Source organism: Frateuria sp. GZRR35 (genome assembly GCF_051900415.1).
Classification (GTDB): Bacteria; Pseudomonadota; Gammaproteobacteria; order Xanthomonadales; family Rhodanobacteraceae; genus Frateuria_A.
Map to the genome: position 1 here is coordinate 58,398 of NZ_JBHZGL010000015.1, position 25,180 is coordinate 83,577.

General features: G+C 61.7%; 27 protein-coding genes. 9 read left to right on the plus strand and 18 right to left on the minus strand.

Annotated features, from left to right (window positions below; genetic code table 11):
- The first annotated feature begins 233 nt into the window (after window positions 1–233).
- Together ACFWZ3_RS15560 and ACFWZ3_RS15565 are read left to right on the plus strand one after the other, a co-directional pair.
- Window positions 234–1,331, plus strand: coding sequence for a right-handed parallel beta-helix repeat-containing protein (locus ACFWZ3_RS15560; protein ID WP_439708589.1), 1,098 nt, complete (start codon window positions 234–236; stop codon window positions 1,329–1,331).
- Window positions 1,332–1,502: 171 nt separating this feature from the next.
- A complete protein-coding gene (locus ACFWZ3_RS15565) occupies window positions 1,503–1,742 on the plus strand; it encodes a hypothetical protein (protein WP_439708590.1) in 240 nt (79 codons plus the stop codon).
- 196 nt (window positions 1,743–1,938) lie between these two features.
- Here ACFWZ3_RS15565 and ACFWZ3_RS15570 read toward each other — a convergent pair whose 3' ends face one another.
- Both ACFWZ3_RS15570 and ACFWZ3_RS15575 read right to left on the minus strand, forming a co-directional pair.
- Entirely contained in the window at window positions 1,939–2,355 is a 417-nt protein-coding gene (locus tag ACFWZ3_RS15570; protein WP_439708591.1) for a VOC family protein, read from the minus strand.
- Window positions 2,356–2,539: 184 nt separating this feature from the next.
- Window positions 2,540–2,815: a hypothetical protein gene (locus tag ACFWZ3_RS15575; RefSeq protein WP_439708592.1), complete on the minus strand. Its 276-nt coding sequence runs from the start codon at window positions 2,813–2,815 to the stop codon at window positions 2,540–2,542.
- 326 nt (window positions 2,816–3,141) lie between these two features.
- Here ACFWZ3_RS15575 and ACFWZ3_RS15580 point away from each other — a divergent pair, with 326 nt between their 5' ends.
- Entirely contained in the window at window positions 3,142–3,627 is a 486-nt protein-coding gene (locus ACFWZ3_RS15580; protein WP_439708593.1) for a DUF805 domain-containing protein, read from the plus strand.
- A 154-nt stretch (window positions 3,628–3,781) separates the two neighbouring features.
- Window positions 3,782–4,279, plus strand: a complete 498-nt coding sequence (locus ACFWZ3_RS15585; protein ID WP_439708594.1) for a hypothetical protein — start codon at window positions 3,782–3,784, stop codon at window positions 4,277–4,279.
- Between the two features lie 114 nt (window positions 4,280–4,393).
- Here ACFWZ3_RS15585 and ACFWZ3_RS15590 read toward each other — a convergent pair whose 3' ends face one another.
- Window positions 4,394–4,765: a hypothetical protein gene (locus tag ACFWZ3_RS15590; protein ID WP_439708595.1), complete on the minus strand. Its 372-nt coding sequence runs from the start codon at window positions 4,763–4,765 to the stop codon at window positions 4,394–4,396.
- Between the two features lie 182 nt (window positions 4,766–4,947).
- Window positions 4,948–6,285, minus strand: coding sequence for a hypothetical protein (locus ACFWZ3_RS15595; protein ID WP_439708596.1), 1,338 nt, complete (start codon window positions 6,283–6,285; stop codon window positions 4,948–4,950).
- Window positions 6,286–6,531: 246 nt separating this feature from the next.
- On the opposite strand from ACFWZ3_RS15595, the gene ACFWZ3_RS15600 reads away from it, so the two are divergent.
- On the plus strand, window positions 6,532–7,254 hold the full coding sequence (locus ACFWZ3_RS15600) for a hypothetical protein (protein ID WP_439708597.1): 723 nt from the start codon (window positions 6,532–6,534) through the stop codon (window positions 7,252–7,254).
- Between the two features lie 119 nt (window positions 7,255–7,373).
- Here ACFWZ3_RS15600 and ACFWZ3_RS15605 read toward each other — a convergent pair whose 3' ends face one another.
- The 3 genes from ACFWZ3_RS15605 to ACFWZ3_RS15615 all read right to left on the minus strand — a co-directional run bounded on the left by ACFWZ3_RS15605 (window position 7,374) and on the right by ACFWZ3_RS15615 (window position 9,627).
- Entirely contained in the window at window positions 7,374–7,952 is a 579-nt protein-coding gene (locus tag ACFWZ3_RS15605) for a hypothetical protein (RefSeq protein WP_439708598.1), read from the minus strand.
- A 515-nt stretch (window positions 7,953–8,467) separates the two neighbouring features.
- Window positions 8,468–8,893 (minus strand): hypothetical protein, encoded by a 426-nt coding sequence (locus ACFWZ3_RS15610; protein ID WP_439708599.1) that lies wholly within the window; start codon window positions 8,891–8,893, stop codon window positions 8,468–8,470.
- Between the two features lie 29 nt (window positions 8,894–8,922).
- Complete coding sequence (locus ACFWZ3_RS15615) at window positions 8,923–9,627, minus strand: hypothetical protein (RefSeq protein WP_439708600.1); 705 nt, start codon at window positions 9,625–9,627, stop codon at window positions 8,923–8,925.
- A gap of 436 nt (window positions 9,628–10,063) precedes the next feature.
- On the opposite strand from ACFWZ3_RS15615, the gene ACFWZ3_RS15620 reads away from it, so the two are divergent.
- Complete coding sequence (locus tag ACFWZ3_RS15620; protein ID WP_439708601.1) at window positions 10,064–11,281, plus strand: PQQ-dependent sugar dehydrogenase; 1,218 nt, start codon at window positions 10,064–10,066, stop codon at window positions 11,279–11,281.
- Between the two features lie 59 nt (window positions 11,282–11,340).
- Entirely contained in the window at window positions 11,341–11,595 is a 255-nt protein-coding gene (locus ACFWZ3_RS15625) for a hypothetical protein (protein ID WP_439708602.1), read from the plus strand.
- Window positions 11,596–11,747: 152 nt separating this feature from the next.
- On the opposite strand, the gene ACFWZ3_RS15630 is transcribed toward ACFWZ3_RS15625, so the two are convergent.
- Window positions 11,748–11,996 (minus strand): hypothetical protein, encoded by a 249-nt coding sequence (locus ACFWZ3_RS15630; protein ID WP_439708603.1) that lies wholly within the window; start codon window positions 11,994–11,996, stop codon window positions 11,748–11,750.
- A gap of 174 nt (window positions 11,997–12,170) precedes the next feature.
- The gene (locus ACFWZ3_RS15635) at window positions 12,171–13,562 is read right to left on the minus strand and encodes a gamma-glutamyl-gamma-aminobutyrate hydrolase family protein (protein WP_439708604.1); all 1,392 of its coding nucleotides are present in this window, start codon (window positions 13,560–13,562) and stop codon (window positions 12,171–12,173) included.
- Between the two features lie 646 nt (window positions 13,563–14,208).
- Here ACFWZ3_RS15635 and ACFWZ3_RS15640 point away from each other — a divergent pair.
- Window positions 14,209–15,282, plus strand: a complete 1,074-nt coding sequence (locus tag ACFWZ3_RS15640) for a TolB family protein (protein WP_439708605.1) — start codon at window positions 14,209–14,211, stop codon at window positions 15,280–15,282.
- An 87-nt stretch (window positions 15,283–15,369) separates the two neighbouring features.
- Here the strand turns inward: ACFWZ3_RS15640 and ACFWZ3_RS15645 are convergent, their stop codons facing one another.
- From ACFWZ3_RS15645 to ACFWZ3_RS15660, 4 genes are all read right to left on the minus strand, one after another.
- Window positions 15,370–15,870 carry a hypothetical protein gene (locus ACFWZ3_RS15645; protein WP_439708606.1) on the minus strand — a complete coding sequence of 167 codons (501 nt, stop codon included), beginning with the start codon at window positions 15,868–15,870 and terminating at the stop codon, window positions 15,370–15,372.
- A gap of 9 nt (window positions 15,871–15,879) precedes the next feature.
- Complete coding sequence (locus ACFWZ3_RS15650) at window positions 15,880–16,779, minus strand: hypothetical protein (RefSeq protein ID WP_439708607.1); 900 nt, start codon at window positions 16,777–16,779, stop codon at window positions 15,880–15,882.
- Window positions 16,780–16,989: 210 nt separating this feature from the next.
- Window positions 16,990–17,298 (minus strand): hypothetical protein, encoded by a 309-nt coding sequence (locus ACFWZ3_RS15655; protein ID WP_439708608.1) that lies wholly within the window; start codon window positions 17,296–17,298, stop codon window positions 16,990–16,992.
- 746 nt (window positions 17,299–18,044) lie between these two features.
- Window positions 18,045–18,614: a hypothetical protein gene (locus ACFWZ3_RS15660; protein WP_439708609.1), complete on the minus strand. Its 570-nt coding sequence runs from the start codon at window positions 18,612–18,614 to the stop codon at window positions 18,045–18,047.
- Between the two features lie 1,498 nt (window positions 18,615–20,112).
- Between ACFWZ3_RS15660 and ACFWZ3_RS15665 the strand changes: the two genes are divergently transcribed.
- Entirely contained in the window at window positions 20,113–21,228 is a 1,116-nt protein-coding gene (locus tag ACFWZ3_RS15665) for a right-handed parallel beta-helix repeat-containing protein (protein WP_439708610.1), read from the plus strand.
- A 276-nt stretch (window positions 21,229–21,504) separates the two neighbouring features.
- Here ACFWZ3_RS15665 and ACFWZ3_RS15670 read toward each other — a convergent pair whose 3' ends face one another.
- From ACFWZ3_RS15670 to ACFWZ3_RS15690, 5 genes are all read right to left on the minus strand, one after another.
- Entirely contained in the window at window positions 21,505–21,921 is a 417-nt protein-coding gene (locus ACFWZ3_RS15670; RefSeq protein ID WP_439708611.1) for a hypothetical protein, read from the minus strand.
- Between the two features lie 239 nt (window positions 21,922–22,160).
- On the minus strand, window positions 22,161–22,640 hold the full coding sequence (locus tag ACFWZ3_RS15675) for a hypothetical protein (RefSeq protein WP_439708612.1): 480 nt from the start codon (window positions 22,638–22,640) through the stop codon (window positions 22,161–22,163).
- A gap of 237 nt (window positions 22,641–22,877) precedes the next feature.
- Window positions 22,878–23,192, minus strand: coding sequence for a hypothetical protein (locus tag ACFWZ3_RS15680; protein ID WP_439708613.1), 315 nt, complete (start codon window positions 23,190–23,192; stop codon window positions 22,878–22,880).
- Window positions 23,193–23,327: 135 nt separating this feature from the next.
- The gene (locus tag ACFWZ3_RS15685; RefSeq protein WP_439708614.1) at window positions 23,328–24,065 is read right to left on the minus strand and encodes a hypothetical protein; all 738 of its coding nucleotides are present in this window, start codon (window positions 24,063–24,065) and stop codon (window positions 23,328–23,330) included.
- A 238-nt stretch (window positions 24,066–24,303) separates the two neighbouring features.
- Window positions 24,304–25,176 (minus strand): hypothetical protein, encoded by an 873-nt coding sequence (locus tag ACFWZ3_RS15690; protein WP_439708615.1) that lies wholly within the window; start codon window positions 25,174–25,176, stop codon window positions 24,304–24,306.
- Between the last annotated feature and the right edge of the window lie 4 nt (window positions 25,177–25,180).

Below are 25,180 nucleotides of genomic sequence, written 5' to 3' on the forward strand. Positions count from 1 at the left end.
GCCATTCGGCCTTTTCTGCCAACGTGGTCATAAATCTGCGGTTCAGGCGCTCCTGTCGAGCTTGCTCAGGCATGTGAAGGCTGTGCATTTTTGTCGTGAGCTTCGCGTGACGAAGTTTGCCCGACAAAACGACCTGAGACCTGCCTAAAATGAACGTTTCCGTTAAGAATCAAAAGATTGCGACCGCCTCTCGTACGTCCGTCACCGCAAAGCGCTTTGTGAAGAAGCCGTTGATGCTGGCGTTCGCTGCCCTGGCCCTTTCGGCCGTCGCCGCCCCCTCGTTTGCCGCCAACTGGTGGAACCCCAAGCCGCACACCGTCATCGGCGGCGCCTATGTGAACGTGCACCAGAAGGGTGCCCTGGGCAACGGCGTGCATGACGACACCGCCGCCATCCAGGCCGCGGTCGACTCGCTGCCGACCTCCGGCGGCACGGTGTTCGTCCCGGCCGGCCACTACATGGTCAACGCCACCAAGCCGATCAAGCTGCGCTCGCACACCCGCCTGAAGCTCGACCCGGCGGCCACCCTGGAAGTGATCCCGACCAGCGCCGGCCGCTACATGGTCATCCAGATCTACAACGCTACCGACGTGCGCGTGGTCGGCGGCAACCTGGTCGGTGACCGCGTCAAGCACAAGGGCACCACGGGCGAGTGGGGCTACGGCATCAACGTCACCGCCTCGAAGAACGTGGTGCTGAAGAACATCAACCTGTCCAACTTCTGGGGCGACGGCATCTGGGTCGGCGCCAAGGACGTCGGTCGCGAGCACGTGCGTTCGGACTACGTGACCATCAACGGCATCGTGTCCAGCAACAACCGCCGCCAGGGCATGTCGATCGGCCCGTCGCAGCACGTCTACATCGTCAACAGCACGTTCCAGAACACCAAAGGCACGCTGCCCGAGGCGGGCGTCGACATCGAGCCGATGAGCGAAGGCCTGACCAACACCATCCGCCTGGAGAACAACAAGTTCCTCGGCAACAACGGCAACGGCATCGAGATGCACGCCCACATCTCCGACATCGCCATCGTCGGCAACACGATGAAGGGCAACCGCGGCTTCGGCGTGCTCGGCGTGTCCGCCCCGGGCGTGACCGTCACCGGCAACACCATGACCGAGAACGGCCTGGCCGGCGTGCGCCCGAGCGGCAAGTCGCATGACTGGTCGATCACCGGCAACACGCTCAAGTACAACAGCACCCGCTACATGTCGGCGACCAAGAGCGGCGGTTCGCTCAGCCGCGACCTGCAGTTCGGCGCCAACACCTACAACATCAAGGTGTCGAACAACCTCTTCTCCAACGCCAAGTACAACACCTACACCCGCTAAGCATCAGCTGGGTACTCCGCGGGGCAGCCTTCTGGCTGCCCCTTTTTTTTTGCGCTTCGCGTCGCACGAGCCGGACCATGCGATCGGCCTGACCAGGATCAAGGCGGTCATCGACGGGGTAAGAAAACATCGCGCACGTCAAAGCGATACGCCTGAAAGGGGCCCGTAACGATGGAATTCCATATCGCACTCACCGATGCCAGCCCCCGCCCCGAGGTCGTTCAGGACGCCATGTTCGATATCGACCCGAGCGCACTGGTCGACCTGGACATGAGCGGACTGGTCATGCGGATCTCGTCCTGGGTTCCCGTGCGGGACCTGGTCGAGGTACTGCAGCACACCGGCTGGGCGGTGACGCAGGAACAGGTGGTGCAGTTGCCCAGCATCTGTTGCGGTGGCTGTTCGGGCTGACGACGGACGGGTTCTGCTTCGGGCTCTTTGCAGGAGCGCACCTGTGCGCGACCACCATGCCGGGCCTCGCGGCACCACCGAACATGGCGGTCGCGCACGGGTGCGCTCCTACAAGTGAGGTTTCGCGGCACGCGTTGCCTTTACCTCCTCGGCCATGTCCGGCTTGCAGACCGGTAACGTGCCCTGGCCGCAAGCCTCACCCGGCAGCCGCTTCCATCGCCTTCGACATATCCATCCAGAACGGCCCCCAGACATGCCCGTCGGGATCGGTCAGGTCGCGGCCGTACATGAAACCCAGGTCTTGCACCGGGTTGGCGTCGGCCGTACCACCGTGACCCGCAGCCGCCTCGACCATGGCATCGACCGCCTCCCGGTCGTCCAGCGCGAGCGCGAGCGACACCTCGCTCGACGTGCGCGGGCAAATGGGGCGGTCGGTGAACGTGCGCCACTTCTCGTGCGTCAGCAGCATCACGTAGATCGCCTCGCTCCACACCATGCAGGCGGCCGTCGCGTCGGTGAACTGCGGATTGTTGGTGAAGCCCAGCGCCTCGTAGAACGCCACGGAGGCCGGCAGACTGGACACCGGAAGGTTGATGAAGATCGAGCGGGACATGGCGGGCACCTCTTCGGTTGGTGTCAGCACGACGAACGATCGCGGCGCGATTCGACGAGCGCGATTTCCTTTCGCCAGAACGCGCAGCTGTAGGCCAGTCGGCTTCGTCACAAGGCGATCGGCGGGCCCGGCAGTCGGCTTGGCGCACGTCCCGGCAGCCAACCGACGTTCGTTTCGTCGAACGTCAGGGTGATCGAAGCCGGAAAGGCCGGACCAGGTCGTCGAACGCGGGCAGCTGTGTCCCCGCCTTCAGGCCTTCTTCGTACTCCTCGCGCAGCGCTTGGAGAATGCTTTCGTATTGCCCGAGCATGTCCTGGATCTGCATGTGGTCGCTCAAGGCCTCGTCCGTCGGCTCACCCTCGCGCGCCTGGCCTGCGCGCAGCTCGAGGGTAAGGTCGCGGATCTTGGCCGCGAGCAGCGGGATCACCACCGCCAGATCACGTTCGCTGATGGCTCGCATGGCGCCGCCCTTCAAATGAGGAAAATGACCGCGCCCCGCTCGGCGTGAACCGACATCATCAGCGCATTTTTTCTTATGTCTAGCAATTTCAATCCCTTGCGTGCGAGCCCTATGGCGCGCCGTCCCTGCTTCCCTCGCTCTCTTTGCCGTCTGACAGCCCGCCACCGGGCTCGTGTCGTGCCCGTGTCGGGCCGCTGTCGTCACGCAGAATGACTTGCGGCAGGATGATGGCGCAGACCGAGCACCTTACAACGGGGAACATTCATGCAGATCAATAGCGCCCGACTCCGCGAGCTGCGCACCGCCCGCCAGTGGTGCAGGAGCAGGTGGCCGAACTGAGCGGTCTGAACCTGCGTACCATCCAGCGCCTCGAATCGGGCGCCAAGGTTTCCACCGAATCGCTGCGGGCACTGGCCGCCGTGTTCGACGTGCCGGCCGAGAGCCTGCTGGTCGGCGACCCGGCCCCCAGCCAGCCAGCGATCAAGGCGATACGTGAAGGCGTGTTGCGCGGCCTGGAATTCACCGGCACGACCCCGCGCGCGGCGTTCTGGTGGTTCGCACTCGCCTTGGCGATGGTGCTGGCCTTCGCCCAACTGGTTTCCGAAGTGACCGGCCCGCTTCCGCTGCAGATCGCCTCCCTCATCGTGCTGCTGCCGTGGATCGCGGCATGCACCCGGCGCCTTCGCGACGCCGGTCTCAGCCCCTGGTGGCAACTCATCAGCCTGGTGCCGGTGGGCGGCATCCTGGTGCTGCTCTACCTGCTCACCTACCCGACCAGGGCCGCGGATCCAGTCAAGGCGACGGCAGGCTGAGCGATCACCGATCCGGGGTCGTTCGCCCCGCCCAACCGCTTGATTCGACGAAAAGGCCGAGGCCGCCTTCATCGAGGTTCGGCGCACGGCTCACACGGCTCCGACCGCGGGTTACGCAGTCTTGGCGCACATGCCATACGTGGGAGGCTGGTCGATGGAAATGCGAACGAGCGGGAAGACAGGCCACACTCTCCTCCCCGCCAGCGCCCTGGTCACCGGTACCGTAGCGAGCCTCGCTTCGGCGGCCGCCCTGGCGCTGCTGGCCAGGCTTGAAGACAAAAGCGCCCTGCAGCCGATCAACGCGACGAGCCATTGGCTGCATGGCGAGAAAGCCGCCAAGTGCGACGAGCTCGATGTCACGCACACCCTGATCGGCTTCGCGACCCACTACGCATCGGCCGTGTTCTGGGCGCTGCCCTTTGAGATCTGGCGAGCCAGGCGCCGGCCGGTGTCGGCCAGCACCCTCTTGCGTGGCGCCTCGACGACGGCGGCGGTCGCCGCAGTCATCGACTACGGCGTCACCCCGAAGCGGTTCACTCCCGGATGGGAGCTCGTGCTTAGCAAGCGCTCCATGGTGATTGCCTATGCCGCACTGGCGCTTGGCCTGGCCTCCGGCGGGAAGCTCGCGGAGTGTCTGACTGGCGGCCATTGAACCGTTTGCGGCACCGGGTATCACCCTGGAATCCAAGGAGTGAGCTGCCCTGTGTCTGGCGGCCCCGCCCTGTTTGGCGTTCCCTACCAAAGTCCGGCTCAAAAGCCATGGGTACTAGCCGCTTACACCGAAGAACTCGCGGGCGCGCTCCTTTTCTGCCGCGGTGGGCCGATACTCGTGCCAGTTATCGGTAGCGTTTGCCTTGTAGCGAATGACGCCGTTCTCGGCGTCGATTTCGTAGTAAGGAAACACGCCACGCAGGTTGAAAAACGCTGCCGGCGCAAAAAGCAGGATATCGGCAGCCAGTCGGCCGCCGTGGAAGCGCAGCGGGAGGATGCCGTAAAGCGGGTCATGGCCAGGGCTTTCGGCCTTGAACTCATAGTTGCCGAAGCTGGTGTCTTTCAGGCGCACTGTCGAAGGCACCGCGGGTGCTTCGTGTTTCACCGCCAGCCGTGTGTCCGGTGCCGTCGAGCTGATATGCGTCATCGTCGAGCACGCTGCGAGTGCAACCACCAGGCATCCGACGCCCGCGGTCCTTACGAAAGAATACATGTTGTCCCCTGTATTTGACGGCACCTGTCGATGCCGCTACCCACTATAGGGGATGCTTCCGGACCAAACCACACGGAAACAAGTTCACTCGCACAGCTGCAGTCGGGTCCCAGGTTTCAGTGGACCCGGCGATACACCCTCGCGGCAACGTGATTCGGATCGCCGCTGAGTGAACCGATTTCGATCATGTAGTTGCGGGCGTGGAGCAAAAAGCGCGCGCGATCCGTATCGTCCGACTCCGCGCCTTTACACTGCATCAGCACTTGCTTGTAGCGTTTGCTTGGATCGAGTTCAGCGAGCACCTTATCCGCGTACTTGCCGGTGTAACCAGCGAGCGCGGTGTATTGCGTTCTACCCGGATCTGGCACGTAGGTCACGCCGCCGCTGTAGCGCAACGTGCAATTGGAAACGTCAGGAAACACCATCAAAGCCGTGGCCGCCACCGTGTTGATGACCATGCCCCCGTGACGATAGCGGATCACCGCACGCCCCTTCACCGGCTGCAAGGGCTGGTTCCAGTCAGGCGTTTGCGCGATAAGTTTCCAACGCCCGAGCCATACGGAGTTGAGCCGCCCGGTGGTGGTCGTCATGCCTTCGGGCACCCACTCGTAATGGCCGATGCGGTGGAGAAGAAACACGGCCCAGCGAGGATCACGCCTCAGCCATTTGTCCATTGCCGTGTCGAGCGCGTTGAATGTGGAGGCCCATTCCTTGCGGTGATCGGCAATACCTATCGCCGGGTCCCAAAGCTTAGATCCGCCACGATAGTAGCTTTCAGGTCCAAAGGTCAGGTAACCCGGTGTCAGCGGCTGGCGATTCAACCGCAACTTGGCCAAAGCCTCAAATGCCTGAGAAAAATTATCGAAGCCGTTATTGAGGTACCGCAAATCGACAGTGAAGGCGCGCGGCGCGTTCTGCAACACTTTGCTGGGTACAAAAAACGGTACCAGGCTGCGCGTATGGTTGGGAACGGCCGGCATAAAGCCGATTGAGCGAAGGCGCGCGATGGCGGCGTTCCTTTTGTCCGAGTCGGTGTCACACGTTGCCCCGATGTCGTGGCGGTCGAGAACGGGTGTCGTGTCACAGTTGCGCATGATCACTTCGGCGATCGGATCGCCCAATTGCATCGAACGCAAGATCACCGGGCGCCAGGCACGATTGAATGCAGCGTCAACCCTTTCCGAGACCGCCTTCAAACGATCGAAGTGCTTCCTGCACCGTTCGTACGCACGCTCCTCGGCTTTGGTTTCGCCAGAATGCCCTGTAAACCTGTATTCGCATGGGCTTATGGCAGCGTAGTAGTGTGACTCGGCGCGTGCCACGTCGCGACGCAGCCGCCACACATCGATGAAGCCGCGCGCGTCGGTTTTCGGCGCGAATCGCATCGGCTTGGCCGCGGCGCATGGTGCAAAGGCGATTAGCAGGGCAGCGATCGTCGTAAGGCGTACCTGCATGTTTTTAATGCCTTGAGCTAAAACAAGGCGTCCATTTTGGCATACCCATCGACTTGATTATCGACACCGCCAGCGCGCATGCGTGGTGTCACCAAATTGCGCCTGCGCAAACTAACGGACAGATGGATCTGCACCACGCTGGCACCTGCATGCGTGAGTGCTGTACCGTCGAAAAACTGCGCCCGCACGGCGGCAGCTACATCACCGCCCCGACGCAGCCTCCCCCACAGTGAAGGAAAACGCCGCATGTCCGATTCGAACGACGTTCGCATGGAAGATTGGAGCCGCCTGCAACGGGAGGTAGCGCGCTTGCGCGTCCTGGTCATCCTCGCCCTGCTGGCGGTCATTGCGCTGGCCGCTCTTTCGCTATGGCGCAAGCCGGGTACCTCGACGCGGACGGACACGATCCTCCGCGCACAAGGCCTGGTGATCACCGACGCCAAGGGACACGACCGCATCCTGATCGGCGCGCCGGTGCCGGCCAGCAACGACCGCACGCGCAAGGACGATGCCTCCGACGGCATCATCTTCCTTGGCGCGACCGGCGCCGATCGCCTGGCGCTCGGGCAACTCCCTTCGCTGCACATCGGCGGCAAGACCTATAAGCGCCACGGTGGCGACAGCTACGGAGTGACGCTCTACGACGACAAGGGCAGCGAGCGTGGCGGCATGGCATACATGGGTTCGGGGCGCGTTGGCATCGCGCTCGACCGCGGCGCGCCTCCCTACGAGGCCGTTGGCCTGATGGTCGACGACACCCGCAACTTCGCCGGCATGTACATCAGCTACGGTGACCCCAAGGCGCGCGGCCCAGCCTTCGAGCTGGGCACCGATGCCGGCAGCGTCCATGCCCAGTTCGGCGGCAAGGACGGCCTGCCCCGCGCCCGGTTGAACGTCGACGGCACGGCCAAGCCCGCGTGGCAGTTCAACGATGCCGCGCAGGCCACTAAAGTCGCGCAGAACCCGTAGGCGCCGCCCCATCGGTGCCCGATGCCCAGCGACCGGCTGCGCATCGGGCATCGCCCAAGGTGACGCAACCTGGACAGGGCCCGGTTCGTCTCCACCAATCCAGCAAGCGCCCCTGGCACTTATCCCGGAAAGCGGCAGAAGCGACAGCCGCACGGTTGCTCACGCGTCGGTCGAGCCATATCCACGCGAACCCGCGTGCCAAGCACCCTGGGCAAAAGGTCCATGGCCAGCTGCACGTCTTCGACGGAACTCAGCCCAAGGCGGAGCTTCCCCAACTTCCGATGGCGAATGTGCAGCAAAGCCTGGTGGCTGTGATCGGAATAGGCACGCGCGTGATGATCGGAGCGCGCGCCGATGCGCACCTCCTGGAAACCACCGGTATGGAGCCGCACGTTGGCCGGATGATCGGCGATCAGGCGCGCAAGCGGCGTGCGGTCCAACTGCTGACCGCGGACTTCATTCTGCCGAGCCGGATCGAGCCTGCGCTCCAGGCCTTTCCCCAGCGCGCGCGACAAAAGCCCCTCGACCCCCACCGCCCCGGCACGCGCACGGGATACAAACCTTGCCCCCGCCATGCCCTCGCCACCCTTCCCTGCCCAGATAAAGACAAGCTCATGGCGGCACACGTAGATGCGGTAAAGCCGGTTGGCCTTGCATGCAAACGTGGCCAGCGCGTGGAAATAAGGCACCTCTTCCAATGCAGCCTCCCAGAGTTGTCGAGCGGTGGTGCGGCGGTGTCCATGTTAGGACTCGAGCCAGTTTTTTTACCTTGTTATCGCGTCCCAAAAAATGTTCCGGAAAGAGGCGCTAATCGGCGAATCAGCGGCCGGGACAAAAGGGCTTTGAACCCTTGCTCCGAAGGCGCGCGCCTATCGGCGCATACCGCTCAGCAAGCTGGTCGCGAGCGAATGCAGATCGCTCACAAAAAGCTGAAGCAATATCCCGCGCCGCAAGAATTTACGTGGCGATCGAGCCCAGCAGAAGCGCCCGCATTCGCGGGGCCGGACCCAGACCGCTCGAACCGGATCAGGGGACTACCGGCTGGGAGGGCAGGCGTTCACACGGGACGCCTCCTGGAGGAGTTCCCCCTTACGTAGGCTGCACCGGACGGTGCGTCTGAAGTAGACGGGTCAGGTTCTTTCATCGAAGGGAAAAGAAGAACCTGGCCCCGTTTCAGTCGAGTTTCTATCGTCGTCCCTGGCTGGAGCCCGCATCACACCTCTTTTTCCAGATCCAGCCACGCCTTGCACAACAACGGTCGCTTGCGCCGTGCCGGGAACGCATTGCCCCAGAGCCGCCACCGGGGCGTATCGGCAATCTCCAGCCGCCAGCGCTCGTGACTGTCGAAGAACGAGAAGGCCAAGGCATTGGCGGCGACTACCGCAACATGATCGAGCACGCCTGCCGTATAGGGAGCGGAAAGCTCGATGCTGTCGAGCAGGCGCAGTTCACCGTCCAGGTAATGGACGTGGAGCGCTTCTTCGTAGGGATTGCCCTCGGTAAGCAGCAGCAGATGCCTGTCGCCGAACCGGTACTGGCGCTCGATCACCTTGCCGGCCACCCGCGCCGTGCGTCCCAAACCGGCGCTCTCGACCCATGCGGTCACCGGTTGCCCGGGCATCTGCAGTACACGGGCCACCCGGATCGAACCTGCCGGCTCGAGCATCTTCAGAACGCCCACCCGAAGGCGACATCCGCACCCATGGCGCCGAGCGCGCCACCGATAAACACACCGATGGTCACGCAGACCGGCGCCCCGGGACCACAGGCCAGCCCCGCCAGTGCGCCACCCGCCGCACCACCAGCAAAGCCGCCGCCGAAGACCACTCCTTCCCTGGCGATGGCCCTGGGCTTGTCCTTCGCCTCGGCGACGTTGTACACGGCTACCCCGATGGAAACGATCACCAGCCCGCGCCCCAGCCGACCGAGCCGGGTCGCCGCGACGTTGACTCCTGGTCGTGCCCGGCCCGCGCTTTCGATGATCTCCAGATAGACCTGATTCCTGCTCGCCTCGGGCAGCGACTCGAAAGCAACGCCGAATCGGGAGCGGGCGTATTTCTCCGTCAGCTCCAGCAACGTCAGCCCTTCCTTCTTCAGGCCAACCGCCTTCGCCAGTCCGATGTCGCTCGACTGGAGACGCTGCGCCGCCAGGATCTGGTTTCGAAGCGCATGCACCTGCTGCGCCGCGGCCTCGGGCGGGACGGTCCCGGCGGCAACCATGGCCCGGTATTCGCGGCTCAGGCGCTGCGTCTGCTGGATGTAGTTGGCCCTCACCTTCGCGTCCTTGATGAATCGGGTCGCGAAATTCAGCGTTTCAGACTCGAGCAACGACAGTTCCGCGTCGAGGGCTCTGTTCCGGGAGTTCGGGTTCATCCCTGATCCTTCATGCCTGTCAGATGAGTAAAAAGTGGGGTTCAGAACCGAGTTTGAAGTGCACGGGAACAATGCATATCGATGATAAAGCCGGGAACCGACCCAGACGAAAAGGATATCGCTTACGCCCGACGCCTAGAAATCTAATGGCGGCGCCGGCCTTTGGGGCGCAAGTGAGGCGTCCAGGAAGAAACCGATGGACTCGCCAAGTTGCTGTCCGGCCCCCTTCCCCGCCCCTTCCGAGAGCACGATCAACTCCCAGACTGCCCTGGTCTGGCGCGACATTGGCGCAGGTGTCCGAACACAACGGCGTCGGGACAAACCGTTTCCTTTCGCTTCTTTTGGAGCTCCGCTGTCCAGATCGGCCCCGTCACGCCACCACGGCAGCCTGACACTAAGATGCTTCCGGTCGCTCGAATAAGGAACCGTGCAGATGATGAAGCTGGCAACCGGGGTCTTCCTTGCAGCCCTGCTGACAGGCGCCGTCCATGCGCAGACCAACGCAGGGGAACAGAAATCCGATCCCGGCCTGCCCTTCACCATGACGAAGGTGGCGAGCTTCGATCTGCCTTGGCGCATCGCATTCCTGCCCGATGGCCGCATGCTGGTGACCGAGAAGGTCGGCCGCGTCGACCTGGTCACCCCGCAGGGTGCCAAGACCCGGATCGGGGGCGTGCCGCCCTCCTATGTGGAAGGCCAGAACGGCATGCTGGGCGTCTTCCTCTCGCCCCATTACGCCACCGACCACAACGTCTACCTCACCTATGTCGCCCCGGGCGACTACGGCGGCGGCCTGACGCTGGGCCGCGGGCGACTCGTGCTGGATGACAAGCAGCCCCGGCTCGACGGCTTCAAGGTGCTGTGGCGCCAGCTGCCCACCGGCAAGGGTGGCCAGGCCGGCGCCCAGATCGCCTTCTCGCCGGACGGCAAGTACCTGTTCCTCACAGTAGGCGACCGCCAGCGCTTCACCCCCGCGCAGGATCCCGACCAGCCCGTCGGCAAGATCCTGCGGCTGACGCTGGAGGGCAAACCCGCGCCCGGCAACCCGTGGGCAGGCAAGGTCGGCGCCCGCACCATTGGGCTGATCGACCCGGCAGAGGACACCGAGAAAGCCAAGACGGCACCGGTGGTCAGCACCTATACGTTCCCCGACCCCAACCTGACGCCGGCCGAAACCTGGACCACCGGCCACCGCACACCGTATGGCCTCGCCTTCGCGCCCGACGGGCGGCTGTGGGAAGTCGAGCATGGCCCGCGCGGCGGCGACGAACTGAACCTGATTCAACGCGGAAAGAACTACGGCTGGCCGTTGGTCTCCTATGGCGTCAACTACAACGGCGTGCCCATTCCCCGCCCGGATACACGCCCGGACCTCGCCAAGCCGGCGATCTATTGGGTGCCGGTGATCGCGCCGGGCAATCTGATGTTCTACAAAGGCGACGCTTTCCCGCACTGGAAAGGCAGCGCCCTGATCAGCGCCCTTGCCGCCGAGGCGATCGTCCGCGTCACGTTCGACGGCAAGGGCGGTGCAAAAGCGGTCCAGCGCTGGAACATCGGCAAACGCGTCCGCGATATCGAAGAAGCGCCCGACGGCTCGCTCTGGATGCTGGAAGACGCCGCACCGGGCGGCCTGTACCACCTCAAGCCGAAATAAGCCGGCAACTCAGGTAGCCTGTCGCACTCCCTGACCACTTCCAGAGCGGAACCACCACCATGGCCGAGCGCGAGTTCGACAACTACCTTGCCCGCTCCGGCGCCACGCTGGAAGGCTCGCGCTACGCCGCCTGGCTTGCCATCACGCCGCGCGGCCATGGCTTTCCGGCGTACTACGCCATCTGCGAAAACCGCAGCTTCCGCGACAGGGACACCGCCGAAGCCGCCGCCGCCAAGGCGCTGGCCGACATGACGGGCCTGGAGCCGGACGGCACGCCGATCTTCCCCGAGGACTACACCGGCTTCGACGACTAGGCGCGCCGATGGACGATGTCCAACCACGGCCTACCGGGCAGCTCGCGCAAGCGTTCCACCGGCACGGCCGCGAACCCGATCGTGGCTGCCTTCTTTCCCTCGCGGATCAGGTCGGCACGACGAGGAGCAACAGCTCACGCTCCGTTAGTTCTTCATGACGTTCCAGACGAGAATTCCTGGCCCATGAGGTCGGAGTAGGCAGGCAAGCCGCTGCCTTGCAAGCGAGCTTGCTCGTACACGTCTCGCAGTTCCGCGGCTGCAAGCTCGTACGCTTCGATGATTTCATCGTAATCGGCTTGGTCCGGGCCGACTGCCGACGCTCGATCGATGCCGAGTTGCCGCGTTGCGAAACGGATGGCCTGAACCGACATCATCAATGCGCTTTCGCTGATTTCCAACATATTCATCCCTGGCAGACAGGTGCGTCTATTGCGCGCCGGCTGGCTCCGGGCTCATTCGCTCGCACAATGCAGTTCCGAGTGGGACTCTCCAACGCTCCGCGCAAGGCATTCGCCCTCAACTCGCCAGCGGGCGCGTGAAGGCGGGCACGAAGCCGCCTTCAACTTTGCCGAGCATCAGATCATGATGCCCACTTGCCGTAGTTTCGAAGACGCGTCGCGATAAAGCTCGAACGCTCCAACGGGCTTCGTCGAACCAAGTCTGGCGGATTCAAGGAGCGTGTCGACCGCCTCCGCCACCGCGCGCATCCTCAGCGACCACTTCGGTGCGGCCAGCAACCTTTCGGCGCGCTCCATGGCGTTCTGGCATTTCAACGAGTTGCCATCCGCAGCCGCCTTCGCGGCTTCACGCATGGCGGCAAAGGCAGCGTTTTCCTCGCGGAGGATCATCGCGATACCCGCTTTGCGGCTCTTCGCCGCCATGGCCGTGGAGACCAGGAACATGAAGAGCTGTTTCGCCTGCATGCGCCCCTCGGGCGATCCCTGCGTCTCTCCAGGCATGCCCGGCAAGTACGTTTCCGGGTGCCATTGGATACCGATCGTGGGAGCGCCATAGCGGGACTCGAAGGCCTCGACCGTGGCTGCCAGCGAGTCATCCGCCATTGCAGCAATTTCGATCAGCGTGTCGGGATCAGCCACGTTGGGGTTGATCGCCTCCAGCGCGAACTCCTTCCGCTTGGCGTTGTAGCGCATACACGCCACCGCCCAGTGCGTGGAATTGACCTCGGCCATCCGGCCGTCGGCCGGACCGGTCGATTTCACGATGCCGCCGGGCTTGGTCGACAGGTTGACGCCGTGCGTCAGCCCCCAGGTCGCGGCCGCACCAGGCTGCGTGGCCTTGTGCTTGGCGCGCTGCGTGATCGGCAGCGTGCGGACCTTGCCGCCATAGCTTTCCAGCAACCGCCACGAGCCCGCGCAAATCGCCAGGATCGGAATCCCGCGCGTCCGGGCGATCTCGATCAAGCGCAGTTCATACGGCGCCCGGCTTGCGAACTCGTTGAACTCGCGCAGCTGGCGATCGTATTTTTCGCCACTGTTCTTGCCGGCCGGCCGGGCGCCAGTCGGGGCGGTCTTGCGGTTGAAATCCCGCTCTTCCACCGAGCCGCCGGTCGTACTTACCTGGCTTGTCGGTGCCGCAGGCGCTCCGGGGATGTAGAGCAGGTCGATGCCTTCCAGATCATCGAACGCGGCCGCGCGGTGAGGGGTCACCGGACCGCTCGCCCCGCGCGGAAGGGCCACGACACGCACCCGGCAAGGCGGCGCCGGCACGAGATCGTTGATCGCCAGAAGACCTTTCACGTCGTGGTCCTGGTGGGCGCTGCCCCCGGCGTCCGTACGAAAGGTGACTCCGATGGTGACTTCAGCCGTGACCGCATCGGCGGCTGTGGCCTTCTTGCTCCAACGCGGGTCTGCGACCTGCTCCCGGGCTTTGGTAACCCATCCCTGCTCGCGCAACTTGTCCAGCTCGCGCCGCGTCACATCCGCCCGGGTTTCGAACTTGTCGACCATCTGCCAACTCCTTGACTCGAGAAAAGAACCAGACCAGCCAGCACGCAAAAGCAGAAGGACACCGATGTCGGCCGAAGCCCTTGTCACGCCTTTCGGCAACTTCAACCCTGGGCGGCTTCGAGCATCTCCTGGGTCTTCATGGAGACTTCCATCGCCTCGTCGGCTGGCTCGCTCTCACGCGCCTGGCTGGCGCGCAGTTAGACGCTAAGGTCGCGGGTCTTGGCCGCCAGCAGCGGGAGACGCAGTCCTTCAGATGCATCAGGGCAGCCCAGCGCCCTTTGCAAAGGCAGCGATCGCATGCCCCTTCCATGGCTAAGTGCGTAAAGAAGCAAAATTCCTGGTCATGACGGTCGTCGACCATCGTTTGCGAAACCAGGGCGAAACGGAGCAGGTTCAGTACCTGGATTGCCGACAATGAACCTGACCGCGTTATTTGGTTCCTGGTCTGCGATCGGCAGCTCGCGGCTGATCAACAACAGCTCGCCATCGTCGTCCGCAATTAGCTCAGCCCAAACCATTTCTGAATCTTCACGTAACGGGGCGCAAGATTTTGCGCGCAGGGGCTACCGGGGGTAACACCGTCACCTTTCTGCGGGCGTCGTACCCGTATGGGCGAGTGTTGCCCAAGGGGACCATGGAGCATCCCATGAAACGCCGAGCGATCCTTTCGCTTCTTGCAGTCATTGCCGCTGTATCCGTAGCACCGGCGGGCGTTGCCCAGACAACATCTACCGCCTCGATTCTGTTCTCCCGCACATACGCCGCAGGAGACGGTTCGGCCTACTCCTCGGTGTTCCGGGTGAAACCATCCGGCGAGAACGCCGTGCCGCTGACATCAGCGGAGGTGGGTATCAACTACCAGGGCGCAACGTGGTCGCCTGGTGGCAGCGCCGTCGTCTTTGAGCACCTTCGCGCGGATCGGCCCGACCGTTCGCAACTGTTTGTCGTGAACCGGCAAGGAGCATCGCTGCGTCGCGTCACGTCGGGCGCATACAAGCACCAGCAGCCATCCTGGGGCCCAGGAATCATCGGCTATATCTCTGACAGGGGACACCACGACCTTTGTTTCTCGGTGGTCCACGCAGATGGCACGGGCCAGCGAGACGTGTTCTGCCCGCAGATCGAGAACCGGCCCAGCGAGCCTATGACGCTTTCCATCTTGCGATGGACCGCCGATGGCACGAGCGTCGTTCTCGAAGCCGGTGCATACACGGACAACCTGGAAGGCGTTTGGTGGTCACACCTGTATCGCGTGAATGTCGCCAGCGGGGCTGCCGTCAAGATTTCCCAGATGATGATTGGCGACACCAGCGTCCTTGCGCTTTCGCCCGATGAAACCCACGGGATCTATGCCTACTCGTACGTGGGCAGAGACCCCGGCTGGAAAATGAGGCTGGCAGACTTTTCCGCGGGAACACTTACGGAAGTGATCCAAGGGCAGTGGCCCCAATATTCGCGAGACGGCAGCAAGATCGCGTTCGATCGCCTGCAACGGATCTATGTCATGAACGCCGACGGTACCGACATACACGAGGTGATATCGGCCCCGGATCCGGACGCTGTGTATTCCCTTGCCGACTGGTCGTGGGATGGCACGCGCCTCCTGATCAATAAAACGAGTGGCGATCAGACCACGATGCAAATCGTCGACCTAGCTACAGGAGCGATGGCAGATGTGGCCGAAGGAACAGCCGCCGAGCATGGCTGGTACCACTTCTAGCTGCAATAAAGGGGACCAATAAAGGGGGACGGAGGCAATTATCGCGATTTAATTCCCTCCGTCCCCCTTTGCCGCTTTTTTTGCCGCTCAAAGGCCGCGCAGCGACCAGTGCTCGCGAACTCGATCGACGAGCGTCGTGTCCAGGACGCCTGAACGTGCGAAGAGCAAGCGCGGCTGATGTTTTCCTTCGCCTGGACCAGCGTCGATTTTCTGCATTTCCTTCAAGCGAACGGGGCGCATCAGCACGCTATCGCCATCGTCGAATGTCCACCACGTGCCGCGATAGGTACGTAATTCCTCGAACACCCTGGCATCGTCCGGGGAAAGCGCGATGGCCTTGCGGCGCCTGGCGTTCACGCGGTCGCGATTGAAGGCAACGTCTTCCGGGTTTTCGCACTCCAGGAAGCTACGACTATCGTTTCCTGGGGCGTCCATACGGAAATACGCCTCATCGAACGTGCCGCCTCCTGCATCGCCAAAGTACAGGCCGCGAACCTCGCCATGCTCTCCCACGGAGAAAAAAAGTGACACGGGGACCACCGCAAGGTCGGGGAAGTAGAAAACGAGATACTGGAAGGCACCTTCCATGGGTGAACCCTAAAGCACGCTGCATTCGGCAGCCGCCTGGACAACCGGAGGCGACGGACGATGCGCGCGCCATCCGACAGGCAACCATTTCAACGAACGCTCCAGCCACCTCCCGACCTCCGGCCTGTCCGCCAACCATTGGCGGACCCCATGTCGCGTGATCCATCGCTCACGACAGCAGCCGACAGCGTTGGGCACCTCATCGTCGAGCGAGATCAGCAGGTTATGAGGGTCGGCGTTGAGCCAGCGCACGAGCTGCTCCTTGTCTGCCTTGGCGGACAGCTTCAACTGCACGTTCAACACCCGGTCCGCAGGCAGCGGGATCAACGCGCCTGCCTCGGCCCCTTCCGTGTAGACATATAGGTCGACGTCCTTCATGACCCCGCCGCGATAGGCCGGCACGAAGCAACCGTCGGCCTCGAACAGCTTGGCGACCAGCGTCTCGAACTCCACCGCCGAGAGGCACTCGAGCGGATCGACGGCAAAGCCCTCACCGGTTTCCTCCAGCGCTGCCTTGATGGCAGCGATATTGCCCCTGTAGCGGTCGAACTCGCCCCCGAGGATTTCGGTGAAGGTGTTCCTCGAAAACGCCTGGTTGACCTTCATGGTGGACAGGATGAGAGGGACAGCCGAAGCCGGGATTCCGCGGCGGTCGACCAGAGGCCTCACCTCGTACCCTTTGACCAGAATGCCCTCCGGCTCTCCGGAAAAGCCGGGGATCAGTCCGTACTCGTGCGGTCCGGCCGTGGGCTCATAGATCCAGACCCTGCCCTCGTCGATGGTGAGGATCACGGGCTGGAAACCGTCCGCCCTCGCCGAACCAAGCAAATCGAGGAATTGTTGCGCCTCCCTCAATTCCTTCGAGCGCAGCCCGCTCCCACCCAACGCGGAGTCGCGCAACTCGTCCACGGTCCGCCTCCCGTAGAAGATGGGCGCCCGCGGCGGTCCCTCACCGGCCAGGAACCGGCCGGCACGCCACCTCTCATCCTTGTGACGGATGTTGAGGTTGAAATACCTGCGAGGCAAAGCGCTCTTCATGGAAACGGATCTCTCCCCAGTAGGGCCCTGGCCCCGCTCCTCGGAAACGGGTGTCTCCTCAGATTGGGGCCCGGTGCCCGTTCAGTGTTGCCTCTGCAAAGCATTGAGCCCCGTCGACAGATCGTTCTGGCGTACCAGCAACGCCTTCAGGCCCAAGCCGTCGTCGTCTTCAAAGCGCTCAACCAGAATAAGGGCGCTACCACCGGGCGCTACCGAACCGCAAAGAGTAAACGCCCGAGGGGCGTAATCGCCAGGTACTGCAAACACGAGCCGATAAGAATGCTGCTTCGCGGAGACGACCAGCGGAAACCGCTCAACCCTGCTGCGGTGCCCCCTGGCGCGAACCTCAAGCGAACCGCGCCCCTTGTCGTTGATCTGCAGGCGAAGCAAGGCGCCGGATTCATCGGGCCCTACCCAGATCCCTGCGAGATCCGAAATAGTGGGCGGCGCCGGCAGTTTGACGGCAAGCGCGCCTTTGCAGCACAGCGCCCAGAGAAGTCCGACAGCAACTGTACTCAGCCACGGGCTTCGTCAGTCCCCCTTCTTTTCCCAGACGACGCCGCAAAGCCTACGCGCGATCCTACGGTCCGCCCCGCCGTGGGCTCAACCTCCTGATGTACGCGGTTCGCCCTGCGGGGCGGGCCCCAGCCGACATCCGGTTTGGCCAAAAGCCAAAGTTGTCGAAGCCTCCAGGATCAATGCGCGAAACCGCGCCCGATCCGGTCACCGCCCCCTTCCAGCCAAACGGCGCCAGCTCAACCTGGACCTGTTTTGACCTTGCGCTCCCTCGACAGGTAAGCCGATCGGCACAACCCGTTGCCCCGGTTTTTCCCACTCCGTATGACGTGCCGGACCGAACCACGGAGCTGGCAGCTCTCAGAACACAGGGAACCGCAAACAAAGTAGGCAGGTTCATTAACCCGTTTGCGAGTCGTTTGCGAGTCAAGGTGCCAGGGACACTTTCATGCGCAGGCTCTTTAATTGTCCCTGACACCTTTGTTTGCAGGCTCTTTAATTGTCCCTGACACCTTTGTTTGTTTGTGTTTGTGTTTGGGACACCTTTGTTGTTCTCTGACACCTTTGTTGTGTTGTATTGAGCCCTGCAGCAAAATGGTGCCCCCTTTTTTTTGCGGACGTCAGTTTTGTGGCCGCGTATCGACGTCTGGAGGGCATCTTGAGCGTCCCCCTGGGTCGTTGGCGATACAACGCCGTGCGACCTCTTGTAGGTCGGAACAGCTCGCGAAACTATGCCCTGCGAAGCGCACAGGAATAACGTCGGTGGCCGCAGTTTGATCGTTAACCCCATTCAACAATATCCGCGGTTGCTCGAAACATTCGCCACGCAGCCGATGTGCTGTAGAATGAGGGGGCCCGTTATCGGGGGCTGCGGGCGGAAAAAACACTTTAACCTGTTTAACAACCTGGGCATCCGAGAGAATTACTAGTTTATCGTTCGGTCTCGCATCTTCAACTGTGAAATCCTCTGAACCATCGACAGACAAAGTGACAAGCTCATCCCTCTTGACCGTTACATTCCCGTGAAGGTTTCCACCTGTTTTAGAGGAGATGGAGTACTTTGCGTCTACATAACCCCGGACGACCGAAACTGGCTGGCCGACCACCGAGGACAGGCACTCTGGTGTTTGAAGGACGTCCGCCGTCTGGTCTTCCGCAATAACGGTTACAACAGGATCGATGATTTTCACGCTCAGAGTGGGCCCTAAGCTCAGGCCTGCATGGAGCTTTGATCCCTCCCCTAGAAGGACGGCCGCATAGGATCCCGCGTCCAGGGAAGCGCTTATAGTGCGCGTACTTGTTATGGATGGAATGTTGGGCCCAGGGAGCGCGCTGGGAAGCACGTCCGCAAATCTGCACTTTGAAGAAACAACGCTCTGCGTCCCCCGTCGCAGAACCGACCCGATTGGATATGCTATTCCAACCGGCGCGAAATGCATGTTGTTTCCATCCCCGTAGTTCTGGTTAAACCATGAGGCGACGTCCGCTTCAAACTTACTCCATGAAGACAAAGACGGTTTCGGCTGCGGCCCGCAACCAGCGGAGGTACAAGCCACAACTAATACGACTATGAGTTTAGTCTTAGCCATTTATCCCCTCCTGAGTTACCGGAGCAAAGGGGCCAGATTCATTTTTCGATGCCAGAAATTGAACTGCGTCCATTTTTGAGAACCCGACCCCATTGTTGATATACTGGATCCATTTAACGATACGCGAAAATGCCCCCCCCTTTTGGTTACCCGTATACTCTTCCCACCTAACCTGCCCGCGCGCCAGCTGGGTTTGAGTCATTCCAGCCCTTCCAACGTGTAAATATAGTCTAGTCTAGTCAAGGTGCCAGGGACACTTTCATGCGCAGGCTCTTTAATTGTCCATGACCCCTTAGTTTGTGTTTAACAAAGGGGTCAGGTTCATTCACCTTCAGCGAGAAAATGAGCCGACCCTTTTCCCTTAATTGTCCCTGACACCTTTGTTTGTTACAAGTTCACGCCCTTTTTTCCTAACGCGAGCCACACCTTGGCCCGCAAACCAGCACAGCGCCTAGACCAGCGCAACGCGGAACGGGCTCTGACCCTGTTCTTGCGTCCATGCCGTGTTGGCGGCAAGGATGGCCTACCCCGCGCGAAGTCGAGCGTCGACGGGGCGAACAAACCTTCCTAGCAGTTCGACGATACCGAGACCGAGTCGAGGTGCCAGGGGCACTTTCATGCGCAGGCTCTTTAATTGTCCCTGACACCTTTGTTTGCCGCACGCCGATCTTCCCTAAGGACTACACCGGTTTGACGACCAGGCACGCCGGCGGACGATGTCCGCCCCACGGCGTAGCCGCAAACTTCATCCACCGCGGCGCCCCGAGTCTTCGTAGCGGTCTCTACCGGGCGACAACCCGGGGGCCTAGCTGCCCCCTGCCTGTGTGCTCTCCAGCCCGGGTGTGATGCGGTTCCCAACCGCTCGGGCGGGCCTCCCGGGCCACCCAGGCACTTTCTGCCAACACCGTCAAGAATCCGTCACCACAAGGATCTGTCGAGCTTGCTCAGGCGCGTGACGATCGCGCATTTTTGTCGTGAGCTTCGCGTGATGAAGCCCCCGCCCGACAACGACCTGAGATCCGCCCAAAAAATGAACATTTCCCTTAAGAAGCACAAGCTTGCGGCGGTTGCTCGCAGGTCTGTCAACGCGAAGAACCTCGTGAAGAAGCCGTTGATGCTGGCGTTCGCCGCGCTGGCGCTCTCCGCCGTCGCCGCGCCCTCGTTCGCCGCCGATTGGTGGACCGCCATGCCCAAGCCGGTGATCGGCCAGACCGCGACCGTCGACGTGCGCACCAAGGGCGCCCTGGGCAACGGCGTGCATGACGACACCGCCGCCATCCAGGCCGCGGTCGACTCGCTGCCGACCTCCGGCGGCACGGTGTTCGTCCCGGCCGGCCACTACATGGTCAACGCCACCAAGCCCATCAAGCTGCGCTCGCACACCAGCCTTGTGATGGACCCGATGGCGACCCTGGAAGTGATCCCGACCAGCGCCAGCCGGTACATGATGTTCCGGGTCTACAACGTGACCGACGTGAGCATCTCCGGCGGCAACCTGGTCGGTGACCGCACCAGGCACATCGGCACGACCGGCGAGTGGGGCTTCGGCGTCCACATCACGGCCTCGACCAACGTGCTCCTGCAGAAGGTCAACCTCTCCAACTTCTGGGGCGACGGCGTCTGGATCGGCGCCAAGGACGTCAACAAGATCCACGTGCGTTCCGATTACGTGACCGTCGACGGCGTCGTGTCCAGCAACAACCGCCGCCAGGGCCTGTCGATCGGTCCGTCGCAGCACGTCTACATCGTCAACAGCACCTTCCAGAACACGAACGGCACGCTGCCGGAGGCCGGCATCGACATCGAGCCGATGACCGAGGGCCAGACCAACGCCATCCGCCTGGAGAACAACACGTTCGCCAACAACCACGGCAACGGCATCGAGCTGCACGCCAACATCGCCGACATCGCCATCGTCGGCAACACGATGAAGGGCAACTACGGCTTCGGCGTGATGGGCATCGGCGCCCCGTACGTCACCGTCACCGGCAACTTCATGACCGAGAACGGCCTGGCGGGCGTGCGCCCGAGCGGCAAGTCGCACGACTGGCTGATCACCGGCAACACGCTCAAGTACAACAGCACCCGCTACATGTCGGCGACCAAGGAAGGCGGTTCGCTGAGCCGCGACATCCAGTTCAGCAAGGGCTCGTACAACATCACCGTCTACGACAACGTCTACTCGAACGCCAAGTACAACACCTACACCCGCTGAGCCCATCGGCTGGGTACTCCCGGGGCAGCCTTCTGGCTGCCCCTTTTTTTTCACTCGCTTTTTGGGCCTACCGCATCCTCTCGTCCGTACTCCGCTCTCGCCTGTTCTCCCGCGCCCTGCGCGCAAATGTCCGGTTGCAATGGACCCGACCGTCGGTGGTACGGCGCAGCGCAGGGCACCTCGCCAACCCGAGGCTCGGAGTCTTTCGAAGCGCGAACTTCGGAAAGTGCACTCTGACCCGCATTTTTCGAGCAACCAAGAGGGGGCCGGGCATCGTCATCTTTGTTCGACAACCACATGGTCTGGAGTCAACCGGATCGTCGCGCGTGGGTACGAACCCAAGCTCAGGCGGGGCTGGCCGGCGGGGGCGAGGTAGCTCACATATGCATACACGGCCACGGCCCTCCGGGAACGTGCGGGCAACGCAACGTTTAGCACCGTCCCAGGTGGAAGCTCCATTGAAACCACGTCGATTGCTGCACCCAGGGTTTGCTGATAGACAACCCTGCGCGCGAACCATTCTGCTCCAGTGAGCGGCAAGACTGGCCCGACCTGCTGTTCATAAACGAACACCACGTCGAGCGCGGTCGCTGCATCACCGTTCGCGCCTGCCTCGGCCACTACTCCAAGCTGGCTCAGCACACTCGTCGGCTGCGGTCTGGTCATCCCGCAGCCGACGAGTGCGAGCAGCATGAACGCCAGCCAAGAGGGAGCGCTACGCACGGGCATCGGTTTCAGTTTCGACAAGCGCACGGTGACCTCGGACTTAATTCGAAAACAAAAGGGTCATGCCCATGCAACGGCGAGAGAAATGCCCCTTTCCCCCTTTTGGCGGAGTTTGGAGAAATTGTCCTGGCACCTTTGTTTTTTCTGCCTTTAATTGTCCCTGACACCTTTGTTGACTTTGTTGTGTTTGCTCTTCTCCAACGCAGCTACCGGCAGGAGGGGTGCGATCCCGCGCTCCCACAAGTGCGCTGCTTCAAGTGCGTGATCTTCCCCAAAGCTTCGGCAAGCCGGAGATCAATTTCGGCCCGATACTTGGTCGTCGACACACCGCCATAGGGATTGCGGTTTTCCTGCTCCAACACCCCCGGAATGGTCAGGTCGACCACGCCGTCGTGCCGCCGGACATCCAGGGCAGGTCCGGAGGGGACGAACCGGGACGAAAACGTCGCCGCGCCCGTCTCGTCCTGCCATCCGTCCAGCTTCTTCATGAATTCGGCCCACCCACCCGGGGTGAACTGGCTCTTCGCATCGAGAAGGCTCGCCAGATCACCTTGGGTGAACTGGAGTGCACGAAGGGAAACCGTGGTCGCCTGCTGTACCAGCTTCGCCTGATCCCGGGCCAGCTCCTGCGCAAAGGACTGCGAAGTCACGAAGGCGGCTAAAACGATGCTTGCGGTGAAACGCATTGGGTCTCCTGGGTCGTTACGCCTCGAGCTGCGGTCCAATCGAACGTGGGAGAACGGCGTCAGGTTCACTTTCACACGCGTCAAACAATTGAAACCGGGCATTTAATTAGCCACGCCCCCTTATTCCTTGCACACGCCGTTTGTTAGACAAGAATGTGGCAATTTTTGGATTACCCCATAGACACCAAAAGTCGGGTCAGAGACGACTTTAAAAGTGCACTCTGACCCCAGTTTTCGTTAGCGGGTCAGCAACCAGACGATTCCGTGATACTCCGCAGCGATGCAGCAGAGCGATCCCAGCCCGAACAGCAACAACCTCAAGACCGCATACAACGCATCCACCTCTCTATCCGGTGGTGGCCGCCACCCGAATCTGTAACCGTACATCTCGAGGCTGTAATTGACGATACCGATACTGGACACGCAGTTGAAGAAGTCACGCCAACCTTTGAAGAAGACGCGCCCCAGAAAGATATACGTGGGGATATTGGCCACGATGAGCACCAGAACGAGCAACAGCGGGAACTGGAAATCCGTGGTTTTCGCGTGCATATCCATCCCTTGTCTGATCTTTGTTTTAGCCCACGAACGGGGTCAGGTTCAGTTCTTGACTCCAGATAAGTGAACCTGACCCCGTTTCTGGTTCTGAATCGACTTTTAGAAGTGCACTCTGACCCGCCCTTTTTTTTAACCGCCTTCGCCGGCGAACATCTGCGCCTCGACACGTGGCCAGGTCGAAAAGGCCTGGATGATCCGCGCTTCGCCATGTAAATTGACGATGGCCTGCAATGCGCCGCTGATGTCCATCAGGTTCTCGGGCCAGTCAGGCAGCTTGCCGGTGTACGTCACCTGGCCGCCGGCGACCGAGAATATATCGGTCGACCGGTTGCCGTCGTGATCCTTGCCATGCGCCACGAACACAAGCGTCCGGTCCTTGCCGTCGGCAGCCTTGGCACGGCCAAGCTCGGCGGCCGTGATATGAACGCCAGCCGCGGCAGCGGCATCCTCCGACATCGTGTCGCGCTCCGGCTCCTTCAGTGCGCGCAGCGCGGCATTGCGCGTCGGCTTGGCCGATACCAGGTAATAGCCGACAGGCGCGGACCTGATCGCATCCTGTGCGATTTCGAGCTGGATCGCGGAGCCGTTCTCCACCGCCTCCGCGTGCAGGCAGGTAATCGCCTGGTTATTGATCCAGATGTGCCTGCCATGCGAGCAGGCATTGATGAATGCTGCCGACGTGTGCGGCGTGACCGCGAACGAGCGCAGCGCCATATGGTCGTGGACGATGTCGGAAGAGAGGGAGAGGAAGGCGCCATCGAAGCTGGATTCGCCGTCGGTATCCGCGGCTCGCAGGATTCCGGCGCCCATCGCCCATGCCATGGCGAGCGAGCATCGCACTAGTTGCCGTCTGATCCTGCCTGCCACGAATACGCTCCTTGAGAAAGCCCGACGCTGCGTCACCGGATCTGTTCACCCGCTTCACCCACAGGTCGCGCTGCGCCGCTAAAAGGGGGGCAGGCTGACCTATCGCCCGGTGAACGGCCCAGAAACGGGGCCAGGTTCACTTCTTGAAATTCTTTTTACCGAGTCGAGGCAAGGTGCCAGGGACACTTTCATGCGCAGGCTCTTTAATTGTCCCTGACACCTTTCCTGTTTAATTCCTTTAATTCCCATTTTCTGCCCACCGATTCATGTGCGCAAAAAGAGGCTCTTCCAAAAGCTCATCCGACTCCACGCCTAAAGCGACCAGGGAGTTCATGACAACATCCTCTTCGACTGACCTCCGAGGGCCAATCGTCAACGCTCGCAGCGCATACATTAATAGCCACGCCAAATCGTGGCCGTTGATTTTCTGTAGCGGATCCGCTTCGGCTAATTCTCTACATACTTGAGCAACAGCCTCTTGAACTTGAGGTAGCGAACCCCTAACTGGCCTGCACTGAGAAACGTAACTTGGCAAATTAAGCGAAAGAATACTTCCGTCCAAGCTCAAGGAGCTCTCGGACCGGTGGAGCTTAATCTCCCAATCTGGTCTGCGCTCATTCACCACACGCACAGCGGTAAGTTTCGCGCAAGAGTCGTTGAGACTTTCGTATAACCGGGCTGCATGTCGACTATCCGAAAGAGAGTCCGCTTTGAAAACCTTCGCAACATGCTTCAGGCTCTCCGGGGACCACAGGTAAACCTCAAAACACGAATGATCAGTGTAGCTCAGTAAGTTCGATTCGAAGTTGAGCCCGAGAAAGCTGTCCAAGTCTCGATCAACGACACCCAAAAAGCCGCCGGCAGCCCCCAGCATTTCAAGCTCACGAGAAATCGCGACCACTCGTTGCTTCTCGCCTGTTCCCGGCACTGCATGCTTAGCCAACAAAGCCGCGGGAGCATTGACATCCGCAGGCGTCATCACGTCGAGCCTAGATAACGACCTTGAGCCGTTCTCGGCTTGAAGCAGCCGCAAGAATCGTCTGTCGAACTCGCCCTCAACAAAAAGAGTCGGGATCTTTGCCAGAGCCCACCTTGCTAGTAGCTCTTCCAACTCT

Bases quoted from the DNA above. Each gene is read 5' to 3' on its own strand.
- ACFWZ3_RS15560 (WP_439708589.1), top strand. From the start codon at position 234: ATGCTGGCGTTCGCTGCCCTGGCCCTTTCGGCCGTCGCCGCCCCCTCG.
- ACFWZ3_RS15565 (WP_439708590.1), top strand. From the start codon at position 1,503: ATGGAATTCCATATCGCACTCACCGATGCCAGCCCCCGCCCCGAGGTC.
- ACFWZ3_RS15570 (WP_439708591.1), bottom strand. From the start codon at position 2,355: ATGTCCCGCTCGATCTTCATCAACCTTCCGGTGTCCAGTCTGCCGGCC.
- ACFWZ3_RS15575 (WP_439708592.1), bottom strand. From the start codon at position 2,815: ATGCGAGCCATCAGCGAACGTGATCTGGCGGTGGTGATCCCGCTGCTC.
- ACFWZ3_RS15585 (WP_439708594.1), top strand. From the start codon at position 3,782: ATGGAAATGCGAACGAGCGGGAAGACAGGCCACACTCTCCTCCCCGCC.
- ACFWZ3_RS15590 (WP_439708595.1), bottom strand. From the start codon at position 4,765: ATGACGCATATCAGCTCGACGGCACCGGACACACGGCTGGCGGTGAAA.
- ACFWZ3_RS15595 (WP_439708596.1), bottom strand. From the start codon at position 6,285: ATGCAGGTACGCCTTACGACGATCGCTGCCCTGCTAATCGCCTTTGCA.
- ACFWZ3_RS15600 (WP_439708597.1), top strand. From the start codon at position 6,532: ATGTCCGATTCGAACGACGTTCGCATGGAAGATTGGAGCCGCCTGCAA.
- ACFWZ3_RS15615 (WP_439708600.1), bottom strand. From the start codon at position 9,627: ATGAACCCGAACTCCCGGAACAGAGCCCTCGACGCGGAACTGTCGTTG.
- ACFWZ3_RS15620 (WP_439708601.1), top strand. From the start codon at position 10,064: ATGAAGCTGGCAACCGGGGTCTTCCTTGCAGCCCTGCTGACAGGCGCC.
- ACFWZ3_RS15625 (WP_439708602.1), top strand. From the start codon at position 11,341: ATGGCCGAGCGCGAGTTCGACAACTACCTTGCCCGCTCCGGCGCCACG.
- ACFWZ3_RS15630 (WP_439708603.1), bottom strand. From the start codon at position 11,996: ATGTTGGAAATCAGCGAAAGCGCATTGATGATGTCGGTTCAGGCCATC.
- ACFWZ3_RS15635 (WP_439708604.1), bottom strand. From the start codon at position 13,562: ATGGTCGACAAGTTCGAAACCCGGGCGGATGTGACGCGGCGCGAGCTG.
- ACFWZ3_RS15640 (WP_439708605.1), top strand. From the start codon at position 14,209: ATGAAACGCCGAGCGATCCTTTCGCTTCTTGCAGTCATTGCCGCTGTA.
- ACFWZ3_RS15645 (WP_439708606.1), bottom strand. From the start codon at position 15,870: ATGGAAGGTGCCTTCCAGTATCTCGTTTTCTACTTCCCCGACCTTGCG.
- ACFWZ3_RS15670 (WP_439708611.1), bottom strand. From the start codon at position 21,921: ATGCTGCTCGCACTCGTCGGCTGCGGGATGACCAGACCGCAGCCGACG.
- ACFWZ3_RS15675 (WP_439708612.1), bottom strand. From the start codon at position 22,640: ATGCGTTTCACCGCAAGCATCGTTTTAGCCGCCTTCGTGACTTCGCAG.
- ACFWZ3_RS15680 (WP_439708613.1), bottom strand. From the start codon at position 23,192: ATGCACGCGAAAACCACGGATTTCCAGTTCCCGCTGTTGCTCGTTCTG.